25 protein-coding genes are annotated in these 25,734 nt (G+C 62.5%); 12 read left to right on the top strand and 13 right to left on the bottom strand.

The genetic code is table 11. The annotated features are described in order from the left end of the window. Window positions 1–172: 172 nt before the first annotated feature. Together LDN90_RS05810 and LDN90_RS05805 are read left to right on the top strand one after the other, a co-directional pair. Window positions 173–1,597: an FtsX-like permease family protein gene (locus tag LDN90_RS05810; RefSeq protein WP_223948324.1), complete on the top strand. Its 1,425-nt coding sequence runs from the start codon at window positions 173–175 to the stop codon at window positions 1,595–1,597. Between the two features lie 2 nt (window positions 1,598–1,599). Beyond that, entirely contained in the window at window positions 1,600–2,292 is a 693-nt protein-coding gene (locus LDN90_RS05805) for an ABC transporter ATP-binding protein (RefSeq protein WP_223948323.1), read from the top strand. Here LDN90_RS05805 and LDN90_RS05800 read toward each other — a convergent pair. The 4 genes from LDN90_RS05800 to LDN90_RS05785 all read right to left on the bottom strand — a co-directional run bounded on the left by LDN90_RS05800 (window position 2,270) and on the right by LDN90_RS05785 (window position 5,972). Next, window positions 2,270–3,451, bottom strand: a complete 1,182-nt coding sequence (locus LDN90_RS05800; protein WP_223948322.1) for an ABC transporter permease — start codon at window positions 3,449–3,451, stop codon at window positions 2,270–2,272. The two genes, LDN90_RS05805 and LDN90_RS05800, sit on opposite strands and share 23 nt — an antisense overlap. Next, the gene (locus LDN90_RS05795) at window positions 3,448–4,149 is read right to left on the bottom strand and encodes an ABC transporter ATP-binding protein (protein ID WP_223948321.1); all 702 of its coding nucleotides are present in this window, start codon (window positions 4,147–4,149) and stop codon (window positions 3,448–3,450) included. The genes LDN90_RS05800 and LDN90_RS05795 overlap by 4 nt, the downstream gene beginning before the upstream one ends. A gap of 32 nt (window positions 4,150–4,181) precedes the next feature. Beyond that, window positions 4,182–5,282: an efflux RND transporter periplasmic adaptor subunit gene (locus tag LDN90_RS05790; RefSeq protein WP_223948320.1), complete on the bottom strand. Its 1,101-nt coding sequence runs from the start codon at window positions 5,280–5,282 to the stop codon at window positions 4,182–4,184. A gap of 303 nt (window positions 5,283–5,585) precedes the next feature. Further along, on the bottom strand, window positions 5,586–5,972 hold the full coding sequence (locus tag LDN90_RS05785; protein ID WP_223948319.1) for a hypothetical protein: 387 nt from the start codon (window positions 5,970–5,972) through the stop codon (window positions 5,586–5,588). 230 nt (window positions 5,973–6,202) lie between these two features. Here LDN90_RS05785 and LDN90_RS05780 point away from each other — a divergent pair, with 230 nt between their 5' ends. Next, on the top strand, window positions 6,203–7,273 hold the full coding sequence (locus LDN90_RS05780; RefSeq protein WP_223948318.1) for a Gfo/Idh/MocA family oxidoreductase: 1,071 nt from the start codon (window positions 6,203–6,205) through the stop codon (window positions 7,271–7,273). A gap of 64 nt (window positions 7,274–7,337) precedes the next feature. On the opposite strand, the gene LDN90_RS05775 is transcribed toward LDN90_RS05780, so the two are convergent. After that, a complete protein-coding gene (locus tag LDN90_RS05775) occupies window positions 7,338–7,778 on the bottom strand; it encodes a DoxX family protein (protein ID WP_216924848.1) in 441 nt (146 codons plus the stop codon). A 156-nt stretch (window positions 7,779–7,934) separates the two neighbouring features. Here LDN90_RS05775 and LDN90_RS05770 point away from each other — a divergent pair, with 156 nt between their 5' ends. Continuing rightward, window positions 7,935–9,038 carry an FAD-dependent oxidoreductase gene (locus LDN90_RS05770; protein ID WP_223948317.1) on the top strand — a complete coding sequence of 368 codons (1,104 nt, stop codon included), beginning with the start codon at window positions 7,935–7,937 and terminating at the stop codon, window positions 9,036–9,038. A 69-nt stretch (window positions 9,039–9,107) separates the two neighbouring features. Here the strand turns inward: LDN90_RS05770 and LDN90_RS05765 are convergent, their stop codons facing one another. Next, window positions 9,108–11,327 carry an NADP-dependent isocitrate dehydrogenase gene (locus LDN90_RS05765; RefSeq protein WP_223948316.1) on the bottom strand — a complete coding sequence of 740 codons (2,220 nt, stop codon included), beginning with the start codon at window positions 11,325–11,327 and terminating at the stop codon, window positions 9,108–9,110. Between the two features lie 320 nt (window positions 11,328–11,647). On the opposite strand from LDN90_RS05765, the gene LDN90_RS05760 reads away from it, so the two are divergent. Beyond that, window positions 11,648–12,649, top strand: coding sequence for a hypothetical protein (locus LDN90_RS05760; RefSeq protein WP_223948315.1), 1,002 nt, complete (start codon window positions 11,648–11,650; stop codon window positions 12,647–12,649). A 105-nt stretch (window positions 12,650–12,754) separates the two neighbouring features. Here LDN90_RS05760 and purH read toward each other — a convergent pair whose 3' ends face one another. Then, on the bottom strand, window positions 12,755–14,425 hold the full coding sequence (gene purH / locus LDN90_RS05755) for a bifunctional phosphoribosylaminoimidazolecarboxamide formyltransferase/IMP cyclohydrolase (protein ID WP_223948314.1): 1,671 nt from the start codon (window positions 14,423–14,425) through the stop codon (window positions 12,755–12,757). Between the two features lie 177 nt (window positions 14,426–14,602). Here purH and LDN90_RS05750 point away from each other — a divergent pair, with 177 nt between their 5' ends. From LDN90_RS05750 to LDN90_RS05740, 3 genes are all read left to right on the top strand, one after another. Beyond that, a complete protein-coding gene (locus tag LDN90_RS05750; RefSeq protein ID WP_223948313.1) occupies window positions 14,603–15,550 on the top strand; it encodes a BadF/BadG/BcrA/BcrD ATPase family protein in 948 nt (315 codons plus the stop codon). Beyond that, the gene (murQ, locus tag LDN90_RS05745; RefSeq protein WP_223948312.1) at window positions 15,525–16,475 is read left to right on the top strand and encodes an N-acetylmuramic acid 6-phosphate etherase; all 951 of its coding nucleotides are present in this window, start codon (window positions 15,525–15,527) and stop codon (window positions 16,473–16,475) included. The genes LDN90_RS05750 and murQ overlap by 26 nt, the downstream gene beginning before the upstream one ends. Before the next feature lie 73 nt (window positions 16,476–16,548). Further along, window positions 16,549–17,901, top strand: coding sequence for an MFS transporter (locus LDN90_RS05740; protein ID WP_223948311.1), 1,353 nt, complete (start codon window positions 16,549–16,551; stop codon window positions 17,899–17,901). Window positions 17,902–17,971: 70 nt separating this feature from the next. Here the strand turns inward: LDN90_RS05740 and LDN90_RS05735 are convergent, their stop codons facing one another. Beyond that, complete coding sequence (locus LDN90_RS05735; RefSeq protein WP_223948310.1) at window positions 17,972–18,607, bottom strand: hypothetical protein; 636 nt, start codon at window positions 18,605–18,607, stop codon at window positions 17,972–17,974. Between the two features lie 420 nt (window positions 18,608–19,027). Next, the gene (purN, locus tag LDN90_RS05730; protein ID WP_223948309.1) at window positions 19,028–19,600 is read right to left on the bottom strand and encodes a phosphoribosylglycinamide formyltransferase; all 573 of its coding nucleotides are present in this window, start codon (window positions 19,598–19,600) and stop codon (window positions 19,028–19,030) included. A gap of 11 nt (window positions 19,601–19,611) precedes the next feature. On the opposite strand from purN, the gene LDN90_RS05725 reads away from it, so the two are divergent. Next, window positions 19,612–20,061, top strand: a complete 450-nt coding sequence (locus LDN90_RS05725) for a hypothetical protein (protein ID WP_223948308.1) — start codon at window positions 19,612–19,614, stop codon at window positions 20,059–20,061. A gap of 38 nt (window positions 20,062–20,099) precedes the next feature. On the opposite strand, the gene LDN90_RS05720 is transcribed toward LDN90_RS05725, so the two are convergent. Beyond that, window positions 20,100–21,431, bottom strand: a complete 1,332-nt coding sequence (locus LDN90_RS05720; RefSeq protein ID WP_223948307.1) for a DUF6350 family protein — start codon at window positions 21,429–21,431, stop codon at window positions 20,100–20,102. A gap of 129 nt (window positions 21,432–21,560) precedes the next feature. Between LDN90_RS05720 and LDN90_RS05715 the strand changes: the two genes are divergently transcribed. The 3 genes from LDN90_RS05715 to LDN90_RS05705 all read left to right on the top strand — a co-directional run bounded on the left by LDN90_RS05715 (window position 21,561) and on the right by LDN90_RS05705 (window position 24,052). Further along, window positions 21,561–22,031 (top strand): DUF4383 domain-containing protein, encoded by a 471-nt coding sequence (locus LDN90_RS05715; RefSeq protein ID WP_223948306.1) that lies wholly within the window; start codon window positions 21,561–21,563, stop codon window positions 22,029–22,031. A 313-nt stretch (window positions 22,032–22,344) separates the two neighbouring features. Then, window positions 22,345–23,820: a flotillin family protein gene (locus LDN90_RS05710; RefSeq protein ID WP_223948305.1), complete on the top strand. Its 1,476-nt coding sequence runs from the start codon at window positions 22,345–22,347 to the stop codon at window positions 23,818–23,820. Beyond that, window positions 23,813–24,052 (top strand): hypothetical protein, encoded by a 240-nt coding sequence (locus tag LDN90_RS05705; RefSeq protein WP_216924834.1) that lies wholly within the window; start codon window positions 23,813–23,815, stop codon window positions 24,050–24,052. The genes LDN90_RS05710 and LDN90_RS05705 overlap by 8 nt, the downstream gene beginning before the upstream one ends. Window positions 24,053–24,094: 42 nt before the next feature. Here LDN90_RS05705 and LDN90_RS05700 read toward each other — a convergent pair whose 3' ends face one another. From LDN90_RS05700 to LDN90_RS05690, 3 genes are all read right to left on the bottom strand, one after another. After that, window positions 24,095–24,472, bottom strand: coding sequence for a hypothetical protein (locus tag LDN90_RS05700; protein ID WP_223948304.1), 378 nt, complete (start codon window positions 24,470–24,472; stop codon window positions 24,095–24,097). Further along, entirely contained in the window at window positions 24,469–24,894 is a 426-nt protein-coding gene (locus LDN90_RS05695; RefSeq protein WP_223948303.1) for a J domain-containing protein, read from the bottom strand. The genes LDN90_RS05700 and LDN90_RS05695 overlap by 4 nt, the downstream gene beginning before the upstream one ends. Before the next feature lie 226 nt (window positions 24,895–25,120). Next, window positions 25,121–25,543: an HSP20 family small heat-shock protein gene (locus LDN90_RS05690; protein WP_223948302.1), complete on the bottom strand. Its 423-nt coding sequence runs from the start codon at window positions 25,541–25,543 to the stop codon at window positions 25,121–25,123. Between the last annotated feature and the right edge of the window lie 191 nt (window positions 25,544–25,734).

Below are 25,734 nucleotides of genomic sequence, written 5' to 3'. Positions count from 1 at the left end.
AGCTCGCCACGCTGTCAAGAGGTCGTTCGGAATCCGGACCTGCCTGACGTCCCGGATTTTCACAGCGCACGCATAGCTTCGACAGGCTTCCTGCACAGCAGCGCTCAGCATCGTTGGACCTGCAGCCCGCGAGCCAGCGGTCTGCGGAACTCAGCAGGTCCAAAGGAGAAACGTGAGCGTCCTTGCCCGAAGCGTAGGCAATGCCTTCCGCAACAAAATCAGAACGGCCGCGGTAGTCGCTGTGCTGGCCGTAGCGATCGGCCTGGCGTTGGCCATGCTTGTGGCCAACCAGGCCGTGGGTGCCAAGGTCCAGGAGCTCAATGCTTCCGTGGGCACCACCCTGACGGTGAATCCGGCTGGTGGGCAGGGCTTCGAAGGTGGCGGCGAACCGCTCACCGCTGCTCAAGCGCAGACTGTAGCCTCGGTCACCAACGTGACCTCCGTGGTGGGTACCAAGGCGCTGCGCCTCCAGACGGCGACGGCAGAAACAAGCACCACGCAGCAAGGTGGCGGTTTCGGTCCCGGCGGGCAGCAGGCCAGCGTCACTACCAACCTCACGGCAGCCATCGATGCCGGCACCCTCGGCAACCGCAACGGCTCCGCCACTAACACCGGAGGTACAGGTACTACCCAACGAGTACGCACCCTTCCCATTGCGGCCACAGGCATCGGCGCCGAAGTTGACAGCGCCGGCAAGGCCTTGGACATCACGAGTGGCACCGGACTGGGCGACTACACTACGGCTCAGGCAAAAGCGCTGGTGGGGACGACGCTGGCGCAAAAGAACAACCTCACAGCGGGTTCCACTTTCACCATCCAGGACAAGACGTTCACGGTCGCAGGCATCTTCGACGCCGGAACCGCCTTCGGAAACAACGCCGTCTACGTCACCCTTCCAGAAGCCCAAACGCTGGCGGCGACTCCTGACGAACTCTCCACGATGATCGTCACGGTCAACAGCATGGAAAACGTCGACAGCACCAAAACGGCCGTCCAGTCCGCGTTGGGAACCAGCAAAGCCGACGTCACCCAAGGCCAACGCAACCTCGAAACTGCCGTCAGCTCGCTGGATAGCGTCAAGAACATCTCCCTGGTCGCGTTCATTGCAGCACTCGCTACAGCCGGACTCATCATCCTGCTGATCATGGTCATGTTGGTCCGTGAACGCCGCCGCGAAATTGGCGTGTTGAAGGCCATCGGTGCCAGGAATCGCACCATCGGCCTGCAATTCGTCCTTGAATCGCTGGTACTCGTGGCCTTGGGCAGCGTGGTGGGCGCCGCCATTGCATCGCTCGCCAGCGGCGGTATCGCGTCGGCCCTCATCAGTTCAAACACCAGCACGACGGCGGCGCCCACCACCCAGCGCGGCGGCGGCTTTGGCGGGGGCGGCTTCGCCGGTGGCGGTTTTGCTGGTGGAGGCCAGGGCGGTCCCTTCGGTGGGGCCTCTCAACTGCTCACGTCCGTCTCGGCGAGCGCCTCCCCCGGTGTCATTGCTGCCGGCATCGCCGCGGTGTTCGCCGTAGCCATCATCGGCGCGCTGGTCCCGGCCTTGCTGACCGCCCGCATCCGTCCCATCGAAGTACTCCGAGGAGAATAGCCGTGATTGTTGTCAAAGACCTGGTACGTCAGTTCAAGTCGGGCGACCGAACCATCAAGCCCGTAAACGGCGTCAGTTTCGAACTCGAGAAAGGTTCGCTGGCTTCCATCGTCGGTAAGAGCGGCAGTGGCAAGAGCACGCTGTTGTCCCTGCTGGGTGCGCTTGATAAGCCAACCAGTGGAGACGTCGTCGTGGATGGCGTTAGCTTGGCCGGCCTTCCGGACAGCAAACTGACCGAGTACCGACGGCGGGACATCGGTTTCGTGTTCCAACAGTTCAACCTGATTCCCAACCTCAGAGCCGTGGACAACGTCATGCTGCCCATGGAGTTCGCCGGTGTCCGGAAGGCTGCGCGGCTGAAGCGCGCCAAAGAACTGCTGGAACAGGTGCAACTCGATCCGGAGAAGCAGTCCCGCCGGATCAATCGATTGTCCGGTGGCGAGCAGCAGCGCGTCGCGATCGCAAGGGCACTCGCCAACGAGCCCAAGCTCATCCTTGCCGACGAGCCCACGGGAAACCTGGACGAGCAAACCGGTGAGCACATCATCGAACTGTTGAGCTCACTGAGCCGCGACCACAACACCACCATCCTGGTAGTCACCCACGACCGCAGCCTGGCGCAGAAGACGGAGCGCTGCTTCCGCCTTCAGCAGGGCCGACTTACGGAGGAGGTCAAAAGCGGATTGCATCGATGACCTTGACGCGCACCGCCACGAGCGCAGGAATGGCTCCGGCGAGTGCGCCCACAAGGACAGCTGCCCCGAAGCCCAGGAGCGCAGCGTCAATGGGGAACGACGGATACTCAGTCAATCCCGGCGCCACCTTTGACTCGATCCACGGGTTTTTCACCACCGCGACGGCCAGCATGACTCCTGCCAGGCCGGCGACTGCGGTGGCAACCACGGATTCCATCATGACTCCGAAGAAGATCCGGCCGGAAGTCGCGCCGAAGCTGCGGCGGATGCCGATTTCCCGGACCCGGTACCGCACGGTGACCATGGAGATGTTGAGCATTCCCACGGCGCCGAGCAGGAGAACCAGTCCGGCTACGCCGCCCACGATCCATTGCGCGGGACCCAGCGGATCCCCATACGCGGCGAAGTCCATCCGGCTTGCCTGCGCGTAGTACCCGGGAAATTGCCCCTGGAGGTCCGTGGAAATGGCTGCGGCCAGGGAATCGGCCTGTTCCTCCCCCACCCACACTTTGAACTCGGACATCTGGGACTGCATTCCGGTCATCGCGGCTCCGCCGGTGAGGATGAAAGCGGCCGGAGGTTGCTGCGGATAGGCATCAGGTACGACGCCGATAATCACCGCCGTGGCGGGGTGCTCACCCGGGATGGTCACAGTCGGACTGGTGGTCAGGTTGGGCATGCCTGCTTGGTTGTAGAACGCTTCGGAGACCACGACGGCGGGTGCGAGCCTTTGCTCGTCGTCGGCAGCGAACCAGGTTCCTTGGGTGAGTGGGACCCTGTGGATGATGCCGTATCCGATGTCCACGATCGTCACGTCCACATTGGTCACGCCACGCGGAAACTGGAAGCCAGCCTGGGTCCTGCCAACGTGGGTGGACGTGGTGATGCCGAAGCGCTGTTGGATGCCTTCGTAGACCTTCTCCAGTTTCGCAGGATCAGGCGTGGAAGGGCCGTTGACGCTCAGTGACAAGGTGGCAACCCGGCCACCGTTGCGCTCGGACTGCACCTTGATCCCTTCACGGACCAGGCCGCCGATTCCCACCACCGATGTCAGCGCAGCCACAGACAGGGCGACGCCAAGGAGGGCCAAGAGGATACGGACCTTGTTGATCCTGAGTTCCTGCCACGCTTCGACTAGCGTGGAAATGAAGCCGGTCATGCGCTGACTCCTGCTGATTCGGCAACTGCCAGCGGGCTGAGCACACCGGAGTCGAGGCGGTAGCAGGCTCGTGCCAGCGCTGCCACATTGGTATCGTGCGTGATCGTGACAAGTGCGGCTGCAGTTTCCGTGGCCACGGTGTCGAGCAACGCCATGACAGCCTGCCCGGTTTCCACGTCCAGGGCACCCGTTGGTTCATCGGCAAGGATGAGCCTCGGCCTGCGGACCAGCGCCCGGGCGATCGCCACACGCTGCTGCTCACCACCGGAGAGCATATTTGGCATGGTGTGGGCGCGCTCGGCCAGCCCGACGCGATCCAGCATGTCCATGGCAAGTTCCCGGCGGCGCCAAAACTCCCTGCCGTGGGCGTAAAACAGGGGCGTGATGACGTTGTCCAGGGCGCTGCGGCCAGGGAGCAGGTTGAATTGCTGGAACACGAAGCCCACTGTGGAACCGCGTAAGCGGGCGCGGGCGTTGCTGCTCAACCGGTCCGCCGGTTGGCCAAGGAATTCCAAGTCACCGGAGGTGGGGACATCGAGGAGCCCCAGGAGGTTGAGCAGTGTCGATTTTCCGCACCCTGAACGGCCGACAATGGCTGTGTGGTCACCGCTCTGAACCTCGAGGTCGATGCCTCGGAGGATGTGGAGCTGCTGCTGGTCCGGCAAGATCACTGAACGCGTGACCGAGCGGAGGCTCACGAGAGTTTCGTTGGTGCTTGTCGCGTCCACGCTTAACCCGCCGGAATGTAGGTGCCCTGGCCAGGGCCCATCATGGGGTTCGGGGCAGCCGGGGCGCCGGGCACGAACTCGAGGACCTGCTCGCCCTCGGTCAAGCCGGACGTCACTTCAACTACGTTGCCATCATTCAAACCAAGCTGCACGGTGCGCTCCTTCGGGGCAGCCCCGCTCCCTCCTGCGCCCGCAATCCAGACGATGCCGTCTTTCACGCTGCCTTTCACCGAGGTCAGCGGAACTGTCACCACATCAGAGGCCACCCCGGCGCTTACCGTCATGGTCGCGCCAAGTCCGGCAAAGACCTCGTGCCCGGCCGGGATAGCGCAGCTGAGCGTTCCTGTTGGCGTGCTGCCACCATCCTGCGACTGGCCTCCCCCGCCACCCGGGATTGCGACGGCCCCGCCGACACCCATGCCAGCACCGCCTCCAGTGGACGACAAACCGCCCGAGGTGCTGCCGCCGTCGTCGGACGCGTTGTTCTTGAGCGTCACCTCGGTGCACTGGAACGGCGCCGGCCCGCCAACCAAAGCGATCTCGGCCGGGCCGGGCTTGCCGAGCAGGCGGTACTGCTGGGCAGCCGTGACCGAGCCGGCGACGGTGTACGTGCCGGGGTCGATCTTGCCGACGTTTTCCCCCACGCTCACTTGTTGGTCGATCAGTGTGGTCAGGGACTGCAGGGTACCGCTGCTGGGGGCAAGGATGTCGAAGTAGTCATACACGGGCTTCGGCGCCGAGGACATTTCGTCCTTCGATGGCTGCGCGGATGTCACAGCGCGTTCCGTTTTGACCTGGAACAGGGCGTCGCCCCTTGCCACAGTGGCGCCTTGCTCCACGAAGACCTTGATGACCTTGCCAGCCGATGTGCTCCGTATGGCTTCAGCGGCGTCGCTCTGAACGGTGCCCTTGATTTCAACGGTATTGGTGACTGTTGCGCGCGTGGCCGGGACCACCGGGATGTCCACCTGCGCCAACGGTGCTGGCCCGGAATCCGAAGGCTTGAGGCCATCTATGAAAGCGATCTTGACCAAAGCCACAGCAATCACTGCGAAAACCACTAGCCAGGCAACCGGCAAAATGACGCGCCGAAAAATACCCATCCCTGCTCCATTTCGGTAACTCCCCACAGAACCTCTGCGAGGGATGACTACCTCAGCCTAGGCGAGGTTTCTCATTACGATGGACATTCGCGTGACTCGGGAACACGGTTCCCGACGTTCCCGGACGAACATGTGCTTGTTCCGTCAAGCTCACGGACAACGAAAAAAATCGTGAACAAGAGCGGCATCCGCGCTGACGGTCAATCTCCCGGCGTCCGGAATGGGTGATCGCGACGTGACAAACGTCGTAACCAAAATTGGTGGTATATTCCCCAGATGGCTGCGTGCCGTGAGCATCGTGACTCACCGTATTTGGGGGAAAATCTTGGTGATGAGCACAAAGCAGGTGAAAACCCGCAGAGATCCCGCGAGCAGGCTGTCATTCTTGGGCGCGGTAATCATTGCGACCTTTCTCGGTGCCGTAGTCGTCGTCACCGGCTCTTCCAATTCGAGGGCGATGTCTACAACTGGGAGCGAGATCCTAACGGCAGTGGCCGTTGCGGGATTCCAAGGGTCGATGGTTGCCATCGTGGCAGCAGTCCTTATGTGGTTTCCGACGTATAGACACATTTCAAAGAAGATGCGATTGGCGCTGCAATTTCCGGTAATGATGGTTTGCGGCACGGCTACTGCCATTCCTGTCGCGATTGCCGACATTGCATTCAATTTGAATCCGGGTTTTACAGGCATATGGGCTGTCTATACCCTTTTTGCCGGTATCTGGAGCGCATCCTTAGCTTGGGTACTAGTTACTATCGTTCCTCGTCGGATCGAAAAAACTCCCTATTTATGGTGGACAGGAGTCCTAGTCCTCGCAGTCGGCGCTGTTGTATATGGAATACGGATGTTTGGGGGCGCCTTTTGGTCCTAGTGGCCAGATGTTTCCCTGGAGCTGTTGCCGGAATGAGAGGATGGCAGTCATGACGCTCCCTATCGCCAAACCGTGGCTTTCCAGCCAGACCAACCAGGATCCCCGGGCTGCCACCGGCCGCCGCTTGCGCTGGGGAGTCGTATCCACGGGCAACATCGCCAATAGTGTTTCCCAGGACCTTTCCCTCCTGGAGGATGCAGAACTCTACGCCGTGAGCTCCAGGACCCAGGCAGCCGCGGACGCGTTTGCGCACACGCTCGGTTTCGCCAAGGCCTACGGGAACGACGGCGGTGTCCCCGGCTACCAGCGGCTGTTCGAGGATCCCGCCGTCGATGTGGTGTATGTGGCCACACCCCACGCACAGCATTTCCAGATCGCCGCGGCCGCCCTGCGCGCCGGCAAGCATGTCCTGTGCGAGAAGGCCCTCACCATCAACGCCCGTGAGGCCACCGAGCTGGTGAAGCTGGCCCGGGAGAACAACGTGTTCTTCATGGAGGCCGTGTGGAGCCGGTTCCTACCGAGCATGCAGCGTGCCTTTTCCATTGCCGCATCGGGGGAAATCGGGCACACCCAGTGGGTCAGCGCAGACCTCGGCTTCCCTGCACCGTACGATCCCTCCGCCCGCATCTGGGCACTCAATGACGGTGGCGGTGCACTGCTGGACATTACCGTCTACCCGTTGCTCTGGGCCCTGGGAACATTGGGCTTCCCACAGTCCGTTACCGCGATCGGCACCCTAAACGACGACGGCGTGGACACCCAGAATGCGCTGACGCTCGGTTATGCCAGCGGGGCCCAGGCACAATTGACGTCGTCCCTGACGGCCCACGGACCGCGAACGGCCACCGTGGCTGGCGGACTTGGGTACCTGCAGACGGTGGGCTCGGTCAACAATCCGCGCGAGATTCTGATCCGGGTTGGCTGGGACGAGCCACGGCACGAACGCTTCGACGTGGTGGGCGTCGGGTACACCTACGAACTCCGTGAAGTGACACGGTGCATTCAACAGGGACTGCTGGAGAGCCCGGTGATGCCGCTGGAAGACTCCATCAACGTCATGCGCTTGTTCGATGGCGTCCGGTCCCAGTTGGGGATCAGGTACCCGAACGACGCTCGGTGACTGCCGTTTTTGGTGAGCCGACCGCGCGTGGTGGGTGCCGGCGTCGGGAGTTAACCCAGCTGTATTAACGCCCTTGGCGTGCTGGCTGCCTTGCCAGTTTCCGGTCCAGCGAGAATGCACCAGGACCGAGGAACACAAAGGCTACCGAAATGGCGAAATAGATGATCAGGAGCTCGGCAGTTACGCCCGCCTTGTCCGTGAGCAGGGGCTTGCCCGCTTCCGTCACGAACCAGATACCGGCGAACAGAATCGCTGCGAGGAAGCCAGCCACCCTGGTTAGCGCTCCGAGTACCAGGAGCAAGCCCAAACCAAGCTCACCGGCAATGACCAGCCAGGCTACTATCTCGGGCTTCTGCACCCCCATGGCAGCAACCGACGCGGCGAAGGCGGCGTGCCCGGCCATGAGCTTCTGGATGCCGTGCACCATGACCAGTGCGCCGAACACCACACGCAGGACAGTGACGCCGCGGGCAGAGGACTTAGGAGAGGGGTGAAGGAATTTCACGGGTTCCAATCTTCCATGCCTTTGGGACGAGCGCCAACCCAAGTAAGTAGCAGCAGATGCCCTTTTGAGCGCTCAAAAGGGCATCAGCTGCGACCTAGTTGGGCGGGTGGGGGCAGAATGGAACCTGATAGTGGGTCAAGGGTGGATGGAGCTGGCATGCAGGTTGACGTCGTAGTTGTTGGCGGAGGAGCAATGGGATCGGCTGCCGCGTGGCAGCTTTCCCGCAGCGGGAAGTCCGTGGTCCTCCTGGAGCAGTTCGAGGCCGGTCACCACATCGGCGCCTCGCACGGCGCCACCCGCAACTTCAACACCGCCTACGCCGAAGGCGACTACCTGGACCTCCTCGCCGAGGCCAAGACCCTGTGGGACGAGCTCGCTGCAGAAACCGGGGCGCCGCTGCTGGACCTGGTGGGTCTTGCGAACCACGGCAACGTGGACCGTCTCCGGACCATCCAGGAGGCCCATCAGGAACGTGGCATCGAAAGCTACTTCATCTCCGCAGACGAGGCCATGGACCGGTGGCAAGGAATGAACTTTGTCACCGACGTACTCTTCGTACCGGGGTCTGGAAGGATCCGTTCGGCCAATGCACTCGAGGCGCTTCGGAAGGCAGCCGAGTCCCGCGGAGCGGTCTTCAAGTACTCGACGCCGGTCCGCGACATCCGTGTAGACGGTGCCGAAACCGTGGTGGTGGTGACAGACGAGACCGAATACACTGCCAGTCGCGTGGTAGTCACGGCCGGCGCCTGGACGAACAAGCTCCTCGGCGAGCACGCCAACCTGCCGCCGCTGGTTGTTACGCAGGAGCAGCCCGCCCACTTCACGCCGGTGGACAACACGCTCGTGTGGCCGAGCTTCAACCACACCCCAGACATGGACGATCCCGCATACGAGTACTGGTACAGCCCTGTCTACGGGATGCTCACACCCGGTGAAGGCGTCAAAGCCGGTTGGCACGGCGTGGGCCCCGTCATGGATCCGGACGAGCGCACATTCCAGCCCATCCCCGAGCAGCTCGACGCCTTGGTGCGATACGCGCAGGAGTGGCTTCCCGGCGTCGACCCTTCCACAGCGGTTCCCATCAGCTGCACCTACACCACCACGCCCACTGAGGACTTTGTGCTGGACCGCTTTGGACCATTGGTGGTGGGCGCCGGGTTCTCAGGGCACGGTTTCAAGTTCACACCGGCTATTGGCCGGGTGTTGAAGGACATCGTCGACGGCGGTGTGGCACCTCAACGCTTCCTGGCCGACCGTTAACGGCAACTGACTCGCAGTTGTGGTTGCCATGAGCTCTCTAAGCAACCACAACTGCGAGCCAGTTGGGAATTAACGAAGCGTCGCGAGGACCTTGTTGAAGGTAGCCGACGGACGCATGATCTCAGCAGCCTTGGCAGCGTCCGGACGGTAGTAGCCGCCCAAATCGACGCCGGGACCCTGGACTGCGTTCAGCTCGCCAACGATGACTTCCTCGTTGGAGGTCAGGGCCTCGGCGATGGCAGCGAAGTCCTTCGCCAGCTCTGCATCCTCAGTCTGCTTGGCCAGTTCCTGTGCCCAGTACATGGCCAGGTAGAAGTGGCTTCCGCGGTTGTCCAGCTCGCCAACGCTGCGGCGCGGGGACTTGTTTTCCAGCAGGAACGTACCCGTGGCGCGGTCCAGGGTGTCGGCCAGGACCTGCGCGCGGGCGTTGCCCGTGGTGGTGGCGAGGTGCTCGAAGCTGACAGCCAAAGCGAGGAATTCACCCAAGCTGTCCCAGCGAAGGTGGTTTTCCTTGACCAGCTGCTGCACGTGCTTGGGAGCAGATCCGCCGGCGCCGGTCTCGAAGAGGCCACCACCGTTGATCAACGGAACGACGGAAAGCATCTTGGCGCTGGTGCCGAGCTCAAGGATCGGGAACAGGTCCGTGAGGTAATCGCGGAGGACGTTACCGGTGACGGAGATGGTGTCCTCGCCCTTACGGATGCGTTCCAGGGTGAAGGCCGTTGCCTCCTCCGGGGACATGATCTCGATCTGAAGGCCCTCGGTGTCGTGGTCCTTAAGGTACTCGTTGACCTTGGCGATGAGGTTGGCGTCGTGCGCACGGCCCTTGTCCAGCCAGAAAACGGCCGGCGTCTGGGAAGCGCGGGCGCGGGTAACGGCAAGCTTGACCCAGTCGCGGATCGGGACATCCTTGGTCTGGCATGCGCGCCAGATGTCACCCGGGGATACCTGGTGCTCGACGAGGACGTTGCCCTGGCTGTCCACCAGCTGCATGGTGCCGGCTGCCGGGACTTCGAAGGTTTTGTCGTGGCTTCCGTATTCTTCGGCTGCCTGTGCCATGAGGCCAACGTTGGGAACGGTGCCCATGGTGGTGGGATCGAACGCGCCGTTGGCACGGCAGTCGTCCAGGACAACCTGGTAGACGCCGGCGTAGGAGCTGTCCGGGATGACGGCGAGGGTGTCCGCTTCCTTGCCGTCCGGGCCCCACATGTGGCCGGAGGAACGGATCATGGCCGGCATGGAGGCGTCGACGATGATGTCCGAGGGAACGTGAAGGCTGGTGATCCCCTTGTCCGAGTCCACCATAGCCAGTGCGGGACCGTCTTCGAGGCCCTTGGTGATGGCTGCCTTGACGCCTTCACGGACGTCCTCCGGAAGGTCTTCCAGTCCGCTGAGGATGGCTGCGAGGCCATTGTTGGGGCTGATGCCTGCGGCTGCGAGCTGCTTACCGTAGGTGTCGAACAGCTCGGAGAAGTAAGCCTTGACCACGTGGCCGAAGATGATGGGGTCCGAGACCTTCATCATGGTGGCCTTCAGGTGTGCGGAGAAGAGGATGCCTTCTTCCTTGGCACGGGCAACCTGGGCCTTGAGGAACTCGTCCAGAGCGTCTGCGCGCAGGACGGTAGCGTCCACAACTTCGCCGGCCAGGACGGGGAAGTCCTTCTTGAGGACCTTGGTGGTGCCGTCTTCACGGACCAGCTGGATGCTGAGGGAATCGTCGGCCTTGAGCACAACGGATTTCTCGTTGGAGCGGAAATCGTTCTGACCCATGGTGGCAACGTTGGTCTTGGAATCAGCAGACCAGACGCCCATGGAGTGCGGGTTCTGACGGGCGTAGTTCTTTACTGAAAGGGGTGCGCGGCGGTCGGAGTTGCCTTCACGCAGCACCGGGTTCACGGCGGAGCCCTTGATTTTGTCGTAGCGCGAGCGGATGTCCGTCTCGGTGTCCGAGGAAGGGTTGTCCGGGTAGTCCGGGAGGGCGAAGCCCTGGGACTGGAGTTCGGCGATGGCAGCCTTGAGCTGCGGCACGGAGGCGCTGATGTTGGGCAGCTTGATGATGTTGGCTTCCGGCCGCTTTGCCAGCTCGCCAAGTTCAGCCAGGGCGTTGCCCGTGCGCTGCTCTTCAGTCAGGAAATCGCCGAAAACGGCGATGATGCGGCCTGCCAGCGAAATATCGCGGGTCTCGACCTCCACACCTGCGGTCGAGGCATACGCTTCCACAATCGGCAGGAATGAGTAGGTAGCCAGCATCGGCGCTTCGTCTGTGTGGGTATAGATAATCTTGGCCATTGGCGGGGTTCTCCCTGAAAGTCTGCAGATTTCAACATCTCTAAACTTACCCGAGTAGGCCGGATTGGCGGCCCTTCGTGTCCGGGATCACTCCTTCGTTACCGCTCGCCGCGGTGCTGAACGCCCGACGGCGACCTTGCCGCCGAAGCTGCCGACCGGCGTCGTGCATTGCTCCTCGGCGTGTGACAAGAAGTGAAAGTAAAATATCACAAACTATGAAACAACTCTTTACAAACTTGTCACACGCCGGGTAGCTTCGATTCCGTCAGTCGGCGGTCGCCATCACTGGCCGCCCCACTCCCTCGATAGGTTGGAACAACGTGACAAAAACCAAGACCCTGGCCACAAGCCTGCTGAGTCTGTCCGCTGCCGCAATCCTTGCCCTGGTCGGAACCACCAGCGCAAACGCGGCCCCCGCCAAGGACATCGACTCCAGCGGCGTTGCGGTCAGCAGCCATGTGGCGTCGGACAACGGCGCCGCAGACTACTGGACCCCGGAACGCATGAAGAACGCCAAATCCGGCGACATCCTCGCCAGCAAAGCACTGGACCGCAGCCGGCTCCTCAACCTCGGAAAAGCCCCCGTGACCGAAGCCCCGGGCGCCCTGAGCAGCGTCGAAGGCCAGCAGGCGTCCACCGACTCCAAGGCCATCAACCTCAAGACGAACCAGAGCGAAACCCCCGTCAAGCACATCGGCAAGATCTTCTTCACCTTGGGCGGAGCAAACTACGTCTGCTCCGGCAACTCCGTGACTGCGGCCAACAAGAGCACCGTGTCCACCGCCGGCCACTGCGTCAACGAGGGACCGGGCGCCTACGCCACCAACTTCGTCTTCGTACCTGCCTACCTCAATGGCTCCGCACCCTATGGGAAGTGGACAGCAAGGGCGCTGTACTCCCCCACCCAGTGGGCATCCAACGGCAACATGCAGTACGACACCGCCTTCGCCGTAATGAACACCCTCAACGGCCAGCGGCTCGCGGACGTGGTGGGCTCCTCCGGCGTCCAGTTCAACGCCGCCCGCGGCCTGAGCTACAAGTCCTTCGGCTACCCGGCAGCTCCTCCCTTCAATGGTGAATCACTCAAGAGCTGCTCCGGCACCGCCACCAACGATCCCTATAACCCGCAGTTCGCCACCCAGGGCATCCCGTGCAACATGACCGGTGGTTCCTCGGGCGGCCCGTGGTTCATCGGCAACAGCTCCGGCGGGTACCAGAACTCGATAAACAGCTACGGCTACGGCAGCAACTCCAACACCATGTACGGCCCTTATTGGGGCTCCGTCATTCAGTCGACCTACACCACCGCGGCCGCTTCTTAACGGTTCTGCTTCTTCACGCCCCGGTTTAACTACGACGGCGGCCGTCCCCATCCCGGGGCGGCCGCCGTTGCGTTGTACTACTTTTGCCTTTGTGGCCGGACCCTTCTAGTGGAAGAAGTGGCGGGCTCCGGTGAAGTACATCGTGATGCCGGCAGCGTTGGCTGCAGCGATGACTTCCTCGTCGCGGACGGAACCGCCCGGCTGGACGACAGCGCGCACGCCAGCGTCTATCAGGATCTGCAGGCCATCAGCGAACGGGAAGAACGCATCCGAGGCTGCAACGGCACCGCGGGCGCGCTCTGGTGCGTTGGTCGCGTCGGCGTTCGAAGCGCCGCCGGCACCTTCGACGTCGGACTCCACCTGCACGCCCAGCGTGTTGGCGCGCTCGACGGCAAGGCGGCAGGAATCCAGGCGGTTGACCTGGCCCATGCCGATGCCCACTGCGGCGCCGTGATCTGCGAGCAGGATGGCGTTGGACTTTGCGGCACGGCAAGCCGTCCAGGCGAAGGCGAGGTCCGCGAGAGTCTTCTGGTCGGCAGCTTCACCGGCGGCGAGGGTCCAGTTGGTGGGGTTATCGCCGTCGGCGTCCACTTTGTCGCTCATCTGGACCAGGACGCCACCGGAAACCTGGCGCATCTCGGAGGGGTAGCGGCCATAGCCCTCAGGCAGGGCGAGGAGGCGGATGTTCTTCTTCTTGGAGAGGATCTCCACAGCTTCGGGCTCGAAGTCCGGGGCGATAACAACCTCGGTGAAGATGTCCGCAACCGTGCGGGCCATGCCTGCAGTGACGGTGCGGTTCGCGGCGATGACGCCACCGAAAGCGGAGACGGGATCGCACGCGTGGGCCTTGGCGTGGGCATCGGCGATGGGATCTGCAGAGTCGGCGGAACCAACAGCGACGCCACACGGGTTGGCGTGCTTGATGATTGCGACGGCGGGCTCGGCGAAGTCGAACGCAGCACGAAGGGCGGCATCGGCGTCGACGAAGTTGTTGTAGCTCATGGCCTTGCCGTGCAGCTGGTCAGCCTGGGCGATGCCAGCCGGGGCAGCCTTGTCAACGTAAAGCGCGGCCTGCTGGTGCGGGTTTTCGCCGTAGCGGAGAACCTCGGAACGCTCCAAGGAAAGTCCGGCGTACGCGGGCCAGTCGATGACGCCGTCGCCGTCTTCGTCCAGGAACTGGCTGGCGGTCCAGGTGGCAACAGCGTTGTCATAGCTCGCCGTGTGCGCGAAGGCCTTGGCGGCCAGGCGGCGGCGCGTGTTGAGGTCGAACCCGCCTTCCTGTGCAGCGGCAACCACTGCGCCATAGAAGTTAGGGTCCGTAACAATGGCGACGGCGGCGTGGTTCTTCGCAGCCGAACGCACCATGGCGGGGCCTCCGATGTCGATCTGCTCAACCACATCGTCCTGTGCTGCGCCGGACTTCACGGTCTCGACGAACGGGTACAGGTTCACCACGACGAGGTCGAAGGTTTCGATCTCCATACCGGCAAGGGTTTCCATGTGCGCGGGGACGCGGCGATCGGCCAGGATGCCGCCATGTACGCGCGGGTGCAGGGTCTTAACGCGGCCGTCCAGCATTTCCGGGGAGCCGGTGACTTCTTCGACTTCCTTGACCGGGATGCCTGCGGCGGCGATCTTCTTGGCGGTGGAGCCGGTGGAAACGATAGCGACGCCGGCTGCGTGCAGGCCTTTCGCGAGCTCCTCCAGTCCCGTCTTGTCGTAAACCGAGATCAGTGCACGGCGGATGGGAACACGGTCAAGCTGCGTCAAGCTCACAAAAGTCTCCGTCTTAGTTCGCGTAGATGTCGCGGGGTGGTGGGATATGGGCAGTTTATCGTGTTTCGTTGGCGGACTGGTTTTGCGTCCTGGTTGCTCCTCCGTTGTCAGGCCTGCTCTGCACCTCATCCCCCGGGATTCCCACGCACACCAGGCCCCACAACATAGGGTTGAGCCATGGAAGCCACCGATGTCGTTCTCGCCGCCGATGTAGGGAAGAGCCGTTGCCGGGTGGAACTGCGCAGGGGCACGGAGTTACTGGGCGCAGCGGACCAGCACGGGTTTCCCGGAGTGCACACCGACAACGGGCCCGCCATCGCTTTCGAGCTCCTCCTTGAGACGGTCTCGATGCTCCCGCCCGGCCTGCCTGTGAGCACGTTGACGGGGATCGGCGCAGCTGTGGCCGGCGTCGAAGCTTCTGCCGAGAAGTCCCGTGAACTCGCCATCATGTTGTCGCAACGCTTCGGCGTCCCGGCAGCTGTCCTCTCGGACGCCACGGCAGCCCAACTCGGAGCCCTCCAAGGCGCACCGGGCACCACACTGATCGTGGGCACAGGCGCAGTTGCCTTCCGGTTCGACGAAGCCGGAATCCTTCATCGCGCCGACGGCTGGGGACCTTATCTTGGGGATCGTGGCAGCGGCCGGTGGATCGGTCAGCGGGGGCTCCAGGCCGTTTTGGAAGCGCACGACGGCGGCCCGGCCACCTCGCTTTCGGCTGCGGCAGGGGCTCTAGTCGACTCCCCGGAAAAGCTCCCGGGCTGGCTTGCGTCCGTCGAAAACCCGTACAGGGCAATGGCCCGGTTCGCGCCGCTGGTTCTGCACGCAGCGGAGGCGGGTGACGCCGTCGCCAATGTCATTGTGGACGAGGCCTGCCGCATCCTGACCCATACCGTGAAGCTCGCGTCCAGTGGTGACGAGGCCAGCTCACGCCGTGTGGCGTTGCTCGGCGGAGTGGTCAGCTCCGGGTTCTTCGCGGAGCTATTGCGCAAGTCCCTCGCTTCGGCTGGGATTGAGGTGGTGGCCCCGCTGGGCGATGGCTTGGACGGTGCTGCTCTCGCTGCGACGCGCCGCGGGCTCATCCAGGAAAGGTACATCCACCGTGACGGAACAAACTGGACAGACTGACGCGGACAGGCTCGCGGGTCTGCGCACGGAACTCGCCGGGCTGGAGACCGAAGCTGCGGCCGAGAACCTGAGCGAGCTGGACATCATGGGCACGGAGGAACTCGTCGCGGCCATGCTTGCCCACACTGCAGGAGTACACGCTGCAGTTGAGGCGGCGAGCCCTGCGATTGTGCAAACGGTCGACGCCGTTGCGGAGCGACTCCAGCGCGGGGGTCGCCTTCTTTATGTGGGGGCTGGAACGGCCGGGCGCCTGGGGGTTCTGGACGCGAGCGAGTGCCCACCGACGTTCGGCACCCCGCCGGGACTCGTCGTCGGACTCATCGCAGGTGGCGTCCAAGCGATCCAGAAGCCGGTGGAGTACGCCGAGGATAACGCGACCGCAGGCGCGCGCGACCTGCACGATATTAACGTGACGGAAGCGGACGCCGTCGTGGGTATTACTGCGTCCGGTCGAACGCCTTACGTGATTGGCGCGTTGGAAGAGGCCCGAAAGAAGGGCGCGTTCACGGCGTCGCTGGCGTGTAATAAGGGCTCGGCGGTCAGCCATCTCGCGGATGTGGCCATCGAGGTTGTTGTGGGTCCGGAGTTCATCGCGGGCTCCACGCGACTGAATTCGGGAACTGCCCAGAAACTCGTCCTCAACATGATCAGCACGCTGGTGATGGTGAAGCTCGGTAAGACGTACGGAAACCTGATGGTTGACCTGCGAGCGACCAACGAAAAACTCCTGGCCCGCTCGCAAAGGACAGTTCAGCACGCGACCGGGGTGGACGCGCATCAAGCCGCAGCCGCATTGGACTCGGTCAACGGCTCGGTAAAAGCGGCCATCCTGGTGCTGCTGACCGGCATCGAACCAGCTCAGGCCAAGAGAGCTCTGGAAGACGCCGGCGGTTTCCTGCGGAGGGCGATCGAAAACCAGAAGTAACCCGAACGGCTGTGTTGGCCTGAGCGCATGGCGGTGTTCGCCCGAGCGCATAAAGTTGCATGCAGGAGGGGAGATGAATACATACACAGCCGTGCCCAGCGGCGAACAAGTTGTGCAGGAACTGCCGTGGCGGTGGAAGGTCCAAGGCAGGATCTTCGTGATCGGTGGCCTGGGGTTCATGTTCGATGCGTGGGACGTGACGCTCAACGGCATCCTCATTCCGTTGCTGTCCAAGCATTGGTCCCTTCAGCCGGCTGACGCTGGGTGGATCGGCACGGCCAACCTGATCGGCATGGCCGTAGGCGCGTTCGCGTGGGGAACCATCGCCGACACGATCGGGCGCAAGAAGGCGTTCACGGCAACCCTCCTGATCTTCAGCATCTTCACCGTGCTCGGCGCCTTCGCCCCGGACATCGTATGGTTCTGCATCTTCCGCTTCATGGCCGGGTTCGGTCTGGGCGGCTGCATCCCGGTGGACTACGCGCTGGTGGGTGAGTTCACGCCGCGCAAGCAGCGGGGCAGAGTTCTCACTGCGATGGATGGCTGGTGGCCCGTGGGTGCGGCGCTTTGCGGGTTCATCTCGGCGGGACTTGTTGCTGCCTTCGGCGACTGGCGGCTCACGATGCTGATTATGGTGCTGCCTGCACTCCTCGTTTTCTGGGTACGGCGCAGTGTTCCGGAGTCTCCGTTGTTCCTGATTCGGTCCGGCCGCCGGGCTGAGGCAGCGGCGGTGATTGATGGTTTGGTGGAGGCAACGGGCGCCTCACCCCGGGCCTACAGCCTGCCGGAACCTCAAGCCGCCCCCAGGCTCTCCCCCGGCAGCGCGTGGGAACAGCTGCGGAGGATCTGGACGTTCAATTGGAAAATCACCACTGCGGCTTGGGCCCTGTTCTTCAGCATCCTGTTGGTCTACTACCTGTCCCTGACATGGATGCCCCGGATCCTCATTGGCGCCGGCTTCGAGGAGTACAAAGCCTTCGTCACCACAGCCGGGATGGCTGCCGTCGGGCTTTTGGGCGTGGTAGCCGCCGCGCTGCTGGTGGAGCGGGTGGGCCGTAAGTGGATCCTCGCCGTCACCGGTCCGCTTTCCGCGCTGACGTTGGTGATCGTCGCGTTTGTAGTGGACGTGCCGCAAGCCGCCGTGTTCTGGCTGTTGGTGTTTGGCTTCGTGGTCCAAGTGGCCATCCCGGTCCTCTACGCCTATGTGTCCGAGCTGTATCCCACTGAGCTTCGTGGCTCGGGCTTCGGCTGGGCATCGACGTTCTCCCGCATTGGCGCAGGCTTCGGGCCTTTGGTGTTCGCATCGTTCTTTTGGCCCGAATTCGGTTTGGCTCAGTCCTTTGCGATGGCCGGCGGGCTGGTCCTGCTCTCGGTTCTGTGGATGGCGTTCTTCGCCCCCGAGACGAAGCAGCGCATCCTCGAGTAAGTGCCCCTCCTTTCCCAACTAGGTCGCACTTAAGCGCGTTTTGAGCCCCCTAAACGCGCACAACTGCGACCTACTTGGGTGACCAACCGCGCTGCTCGAGCGCCCGCCTCACCTTGGCCACCGCGGTAGTCGCCCCCGGGGACATGTGACGCTTAGAGATCCGGATAAGTATCCATCCAGCGCGGCTGAAATCTTCCTCGCGGGCAATGTCCCTCACAATCTGATCGGCCTCCGAATGGCCCTCCCCTTCGTATTCCACCGCCACCCGCCACTCACGATAGGTCACATCCGATTGACGCACGACGCCGGGACTCAACTCCGTGGGCACGTTGATTTCCGCAGTCGGGAGCCCCGCCCGGTCCAGTGCTAGCCGAAGTCGCGTTTCGGGGGCTGAGTCGGCGCCGACGCGCGCCTGTTCCAGTGCAAGACGGGCTTTGCGAATCCCTGGTATTCCCCAGTGGCGATCCAACATTTCTTCCAGGTCATCCACCGTGCAGTAAGGCGCCCGGCGGCCCTCGAATTCGGAACGCGGTATACGCAGCAAGTGATCCGCCACCACAGTGATCTCGTCGATGTCCATCTTCCGCGTGCAGTCCAACCATGTGCGGGCTCTGCTGGTGATGTACAGGCCGTTGAGCGTGGTGATTTCGTCTTCAAAGAACTGGCCCCGATGGCCAATTACGCCTCGGCGACGAGGAATTGCCATGGTGTGAGGGCGCGCGATGTGGATTCTTGGGTCATCGCTGCCTGGCAAGAACCCCGGAAACCCCCACAGCAAAAAGGCGGTCGCGTGGGACGCGGCCGAGAACGGCGTAACACGGGTAACCGGGCGAACGGTTTCAGCAAGGGCGCGCGGAGCATCCGACTGAGGCACCCGAATCGCCCGGCTCGGAGAGACCAGGCTTCGGTGACTCAGCCGCCGTCGGGACACTCCGGCTGCAACGGCTTCCTGCCAGGTGAAAGGCAACGAAGCGAGTGATTCGGGAAGGGGTCGCGGAGTCTTCATGCCCCATGCTGACAAACTTCCTTAGGGGCGTGCTGCGTTATCCACAGGCAGAGCCCGTCGGACGGAATCTAAGTAGCAGCACTGCGCGTTTAGAGGGCTCAAAACGCGCTTAAATGCGACCTAGTTGGGAAGGGAGGCCGCAAGGTCTGCGAGGGTCTGGACCAGCAGGCGGCGCTCCACTACCTTGATGCGCTCGTGAAGGGTTTCCTCGGAGTCGTCCGGGAGAACGGACACGGCTTCCTGCGCAATGATGGGGCCCGTGTCCACGCCGGCGTCTGCCCAATGAACCGTGCAGCCCGTGACCTTCACGCCGTAGGCCATGGCATCGCGGACACCGTGGGCTCCCGGGAAGGACGGAAGCAGCGCCGGGTGGGTGTTGACGTACTTGCCATTGAAGGCCTCGATGAAGTCGGCGCTGACGATCCGCATGAAGCCCGAAGACACCACCACATCCGGGTTATAGGAGAGCACCTTGTCGCGGAGGGCGGCATCCCATTCGTCGCGGGTTTCGAACGAGTTGAAGTTCACCACGAAGGTCTCAATGCCGGCCTCGTCGGAGCGCTCCACACCGTACGTATCGGGCCTGTCGGCACCCACGGCAGCGATCTCGACGTCCAGTTCACCCGACTTCACGGCGTCGATGACAGCCTGAAGATTGGAACCAGTACCGGACACGAGGACAACAATGCGCATTGCACTAGCTTATGGGCGGCTCGCGTAGGCTGGAAAACATGAATCCCGACGTCGGTCCCCGGCCGAGCCAGCAACCCCGCACTGCCGCGGAAAAGTCCGCATTCGGCGTGACACAGATCCTGTTCCGCGCTTTCCTTTTGTCGGCCTTGGGATCGTTTTTCGTGTTCTCCCTGAACGTGAACTACGTGTGGTTGAGCGCCATCCTGACCGTTGCTGGTTTGGTGTTGGGGATTGTGGTCCTGGTCCGGTCGGTGAAGTACAAGCATCCCCGGTTGGTGTTGCTTGGCACCATTTCCGGACTCGTGGTCTCGGCGGTCATGTGTCTGCTGATTCTGACGTCGGTGCTCTTCTTCAAACAAGTCACCACGTATCAGGACTGCGCTCGCTCCGCCCTGACGGAATCGGCCAAGACACAGTGCCTCACGCAGCTTGAAGACTCCATGCCGGGCCCGGTCCGCTAAAGCGAGCACAGCCTAACGAAAAGCCGAGCCGCCCAGGCTCAGGCGTGTTCGTCGTCGAACGCTACTTCGTCCAGGTTCGCCTCGCGCAGCTTCTGGCGGCGTTCCAGCCAGGGCCCCACTGCGTAGCCGATCACGACGCCGATGCCCACCTCGGCGGCCAGCCAGACTGCCGTCCAGAGCGGGTGAGGTCCGATTTCCGTGAGCCGGCCGATACCGGCTGAACCACGCGCGACCCATGCCAAGGCACCGCTCGAGACCCCGGCGACAGCTCCAATGAACGCGCCCAGGAACAACGTCGAGGCCGTGGCTGTGAACCAGCGGGCCTTGATCTTGATGGAGAGCCATTCGTCAAAGTGATTTTCGCCTTCACGGAGGAACCACCAGCCTGCCATGATCCCGGCAACCACGGGGAGGGCAAGAGCCATCGGCCCGGCGTCGAGTTGTCCCGACGGAAGCCCACCGAAAACCGGGACGGCAGGCAAAGGCCCGACGGCGGTGCCCAGCGGCCCTGCATGCGAGCCGACACCGAGCGAGAAGCCAGCCCCGGAGGACCAGGCCAGAGCAAAGACCACGAGGTTGGGAAGGAATCCGAGCTGCGCGATGGTGAGGACGGCCCCGCCCAAGGCACCGGCTTGGAGCCCTTCGTATACAGCGATGATGTCCGTCCAGTGCCACACGATGTCCACGGCCAACAGCACTGCGGCGAGGCAAACTGCCGCCATGGTGGCAACGAACCCGGCCTTCAAAGCTGAGCCCACATACGAGCCCGCCCACCGCGAATGCTGGCTGGTCTTGGCGATCCATGCGACGGCGTCCACCCCGATAAGCCTGCTCCAGGAGCCTGCCTCGCGTCGGGCGCCGACCACCAGGCCGAGTGCGAAAGAGATCAGAGGGATGGTCATGGCGAACCACAGGTTGATGACTACTTCCGGGGTGCGGCACACGAATCCCGTAGCTGTGCCGAACGCGGCGTATACAACGCAGGCGCCCAGGAACGCCTGCCACAACTGGTCCGTGTAGGAGGCGCGTGCAAGTCGTCGTCCCGCCCGCCAGGCAAGCAGGAACGGAATGAGCGTCAAACCTAGGGGAATCAGCGAAAGAAGACCGGTTCCAGGCTGGCCGGCGGTTCCAATGTTGACCTGTGCCAAGGTCAGCGGGACACCGTGGATCAGTAGCCACGCCTGGCCGGCGAGGCGAGCCAGGAAGTCTACGTTCCGGTTCTGGAATCCGTCGGTGGCCCACACCCCAACCAACGGAAGGATAACAACGATGGCTGAAATGAAGGCTGCCTGTGCCGCTTCCAAACCACCCTGTAGCCAAAGGGGCATCGGGAGGCCACGGTTTCCGGTTTGATCAGCGCGCAGTTTCATCGTGTCCTATCGTGCCACGGTAGGCGCCACTCCCCCGGCAGGCGCCCTGTAATACCGCCAATTCCAGCGCTTTTTGCCCGAACCGGCCGTAAAATAGGAGATGTTCGCAAGGGGTGACTGGAGGAGCGAATGAGTACCTCTGCTTCACATGCACGCGGTGTCCACTTCGGGCGGCAAGACATCCAGGTTGTTGGCTTGGGTGTGGGTGCCGTCCTTGCGCTCGTTGGCGTCCTAGGGTTCATTCCGGGCATCACTATGCAGTACTCGGAGCTGCAGTTCTTCGGGCCGGACTCTCACGCGATGCTCTTTGGCGTGTTCCAGGTTTCCATTCTGCTCAACCTCGTACAGCTGGCAATCGGCGCGGCAGGGTGGGCGATGTCCCGCACTGCACATGGCGCACGTAACTTCCTGATGGGCTTCGGCGCCCTCTACATCGTGCTGAGCATTTACGGGCTGAGCGTTGGAGTCGACTCGGCAGCAAACTTCCTTTCCCTGAACAGCGTGGACAACTGGTCTTACATGGTGCTGGGCATCCTGATGATCGCCGCCGGCTGGATGTTCGCCCAGTACTTCACAGACGACAAAAAGGCCCGGAAATAATAGAAGCCGGGAACTAGGAGCGGCCAATGAACAGGTGTCACAACTAATAACAGAAAGTCGTACTAGCAGCTGGTGCAGCCACCTACGGATTCTCTCCAAAGGTTGCACCAGCCTTCTTTGTTAATGCTCGACGGCGGGTGGCTGGGTTAGGCGGGCAGACCCTCAGCCTGCTTGGACGTCGTGGCACAAATGACGCACAAAAGTGCTGGACTTCCCTGCTGCCGCCCAACGAGACTGTGTACACGAACAGGCACATGGCCTATGGGGGTCAACGGATGAGGCCGGTTCACATCGTCTGAAGGGACAAGGTCACATGAACGACCTCTCGGCATTTTTCCCCTTGATCGCCGGCATTCTTGGCGTGATTGTTGTCATCGGTTTCGTGTGGCTGGCAACCAAGGCAATGTGGAAAGTGGCGGAACCGAATGAGGCCCTGATCATCTCAGGGCTGACTCGCGGCACGCTCGAAAATACCGACGGCATGGACTTCAAGATCGTCACTGGCAAGGGCGCCTTGGTAGTTCCCGGGCTGCAAACAGTCCGAACCCTTGCGCTGACGCTGAATGAAACAGAGCTCAAGGTTTCGTGTGTGACGTCGCAAGGTATCCAGGTGATTGTGGACGGCGTGGTGATCTACAAGATCGGCGACGCTCCCCCGTTCATCGCGAACGCTGCGCGGAGGTTCCTTGGGCAGCAGCCGAAGATGGAGAGCCAGGTCTACAACGTGTTTGAAGGGCACCTCCGTTCGATCATTGGCAGTATGACTGTTGAGGAGATCATCCGCGAGCGCGACAAGCTCGCCTCACTCGTCCGCAGTGCCAGTGGCGTGGAGATGGAGAAGCTCGGCCTCGTGGTGGATTCCCTGCAGATCAAGGACCTCCAGGACCCCACGGGCTACATCCAGAATCTCGCCAAGCCGCACATTGCCCAGGTCAAGATGGAGGCCCGGATCGCCGAAGCCACCCGTAACCGTGAGGCGGCTGAGAAGGAAGCGGAAGCTGCCGCACTGATTGCTGATGCCCAAAGCCTGTCCGCCATCAAGCAATCGGCCGCGCAGGCGAATGCTGAACAGGCCCGTGCCAACGCTGCGCAGGCCGGACCGTTGGCCGACGCCACTGCCCGTCAACAAGTGGTGGTCCAGGAAACCGAAGTTGCAAAGCTTGAGGCCGACCGCGAAGAGCAGAAACTGCAGACCACCATCCGCAAGCCTGCCGATGCCAAGGCCTACGCCCAACGCACCGAGGCCGAAGCGAAGAAGGCCGCTGACATCAGCGCCGCCGAGGCCCTGGCGAAACGCATCGAACTCGACGCTCAGGCCAACGCCCGGCGCGTTGAACTAGAGGCCCAAGCGAATGCGGGAGCCGCAGCAGCAATGGCCGGTGCAACCCGCGTGACAGGTGAAGCCGAAGCAGCTGCGACGACTGCCCGAGGAAATGCGGCAGCATCGGCAGTGAAGGCCAAGGCGTTGGCTGAAGCCGAAGGTATCAAGGCCCGGGGCGAAGCGCTCGAGACAAATCAGGAAGCTGTCATCAACCAGCAAATCGCCGAGAACATGCCCGCCATCGTTTCGGCCGCGGCAGAGCCTTTCTCGCGCATCGGACAACTGACGGTGCTCAACGGTGGCGAAGGACTGAACAGCATGGTTGGCGGAATTCTGTCCCAAGTTGGCAGCTTCCTGCCGTCCTTGGCCTCCGCGTTGAAGGGGAACGGAGCGAACCGACCGCCCACCCGACCCGCTCCTGTGAAGTCGCCGCCGGCGAAGGCGTCAGACGCGGCATCAGATGCATAGAGAGGTAAATCGGAGCCTCACCGGCAAGATCGGCAGGGTGACAGGGACAATCGCTCCGGGCACCATTGGCGAAGTCATGCTCCCCTTCCATGGGGGTACCAGTGCATTTTTTGCCTACCCCTTCGACAAGACCAGCGTCTTTCCTGTGGGCGAGAAGGTGCTGGTGATCTACTTTGAGCCTCCCCAGACCGTCTATGTGGATGAGCTTCCGGATGTGTTGCGGGAATCCTGACTTTGGACTTCGGGCCGGGCCGGCCCCCAAAGGAGATGATTCTTATGGCTGCGGCCCGTAGATGAATTCCTTGGCGTGCTTGACGGCCTTCTTAAAGGCATCGTTACGCAGCGAGACCTGCTCGGTGGTGCCGCCCTTGCCGGGTTCGACGAAGGTGGTTGGTCCTGGACGGAGGATCCAAATGTCGCCGGCGGGCGGGAGGTAGAAGACACCGAAAGACCTATGCTCGGGATCTTCGGTCCAAATAGGGACCACCGCCACGGCCGCACCGGTATCCACATTGATCCATTGAGCACGCGGCATGGGTTGCTCGTGCACCTCCGGGTCCAGGAACGGCGCGGTTCCCTTTCCCCAGCGAGTCTCGAACCGCTCGTAGAACGCGGGCATCAAATGGCTGTCGTACGAGCGCCAGGCACTCATATGTATCTCCTTCGGACTTTGGGCGAGGGGTATCCGGGGGTAGTCCTCGGCAGCGGTTCCCAGTGGACCGGGCCGAAGACGAGGGGCTGTTGATCCTTTTGGCGTGCCGCGGGAGATGCCGGCGTCTTATGGATGCGAACTTTGACCGGCTTCCCTGGGGAGCCGCCCGTTGAGGTACCGGTTCGTCGGGCGCGGTCATAGGCGCTCCGCTTCGCCGGATCCGAGAGCACAACGTACGCCTGCATGATGGCGTGCAGTTCCTGGAGGTCGGCCGCCCGGGTGGAGTCGCCGTCGTCGACCTTTTCGCGGGTGTCCGGGTGGCGCGTCCGCAGCAATGAGCGGTAGGCGTGGGTGATTTCACGGGCTGTCGCGCTGGGAGCCACGTTCAAAATCGAGTAGTAGTCGGGCTGGTTGTTGCTCACGGCCGGTTCCGGTGACGTGCTGAGGATTTGGCGATGGCCCCCGGCATGGGCCGGGGGCCATCAATCGGGAGGCAACGTCGGGGACCACGTTTCATCTGCACAACAAGTGCTGTGGCGTGGCGCGAAGCCTGCGCCCAACTATTCCGATGTGGTCGGTCTGAAGCTCCCGGTCCGACGCTCCGCTGGGTGGCCACCCCCGGGTGGAGCTCCAGCGGAGCAGCTGTGGCTAGGCGTTGATCTCCTGCCGTTGGCTGTTGGACTGGATCTCAATGCGCCGCGGCTTTGCCTTCTCGGCGACGGGGATGCGGAGTGTCAGCACACCTGCGTCGTAGCTGGCCTGGACGCCTTCGGTATCCAACGTGTCACCCAGAATGAGCTGCCGGCTGAAGACGCCTTGCGGGCGTTCGGCGGCGATCATCTCGGTGTTCTCGCCCGCAGGCGACTTACGTTCTGCCTTTACCGTCAGGACGTTGCTTTCGACGTCCAGTTCCACCGAATCAGGCGAAACGCCCGGCAGATCGAAGGCAACTATGAATTGTCCCTCCTCCTGCCAAGCATCCATCGGCATGCCGGCAGGCCGTGCTGTTGTGCCAAAAACCTGTTGGGCGAGCCTGTCGAATTCGCGGAACGGGTCTGTGCGCATCAGCATTTGGTTCTCACTCCTTCAGATTTTGATGCGGTTTTGTTGTTTTGCCAGCCTTCCAGATCTGTGTTGGCTGGTATAGATTTTTTATAGCACTGGTGAGAGAGTGGTGCAAGAGGTTTTTTCAAAGATTTTGGAGAGGTTTGCATGGCTGGTGACGCTGACAGCGGGCGGCTGGATCACGACGGCGGACCTGC

The organism is Arthrobacter sp. NtRootA1 (assembly GCF_019976975.1).
Classification (GTDB): domain Bacteria; phylum Actinomycetota; class Actinomycetes; order Actinomycetales; family Micrococcaceae; genus Arthrobacter; species Arthrobacter aromaticivorans.
This window is presented reverse-complemented; position numbering and strand designations above follow the sequence as displayed.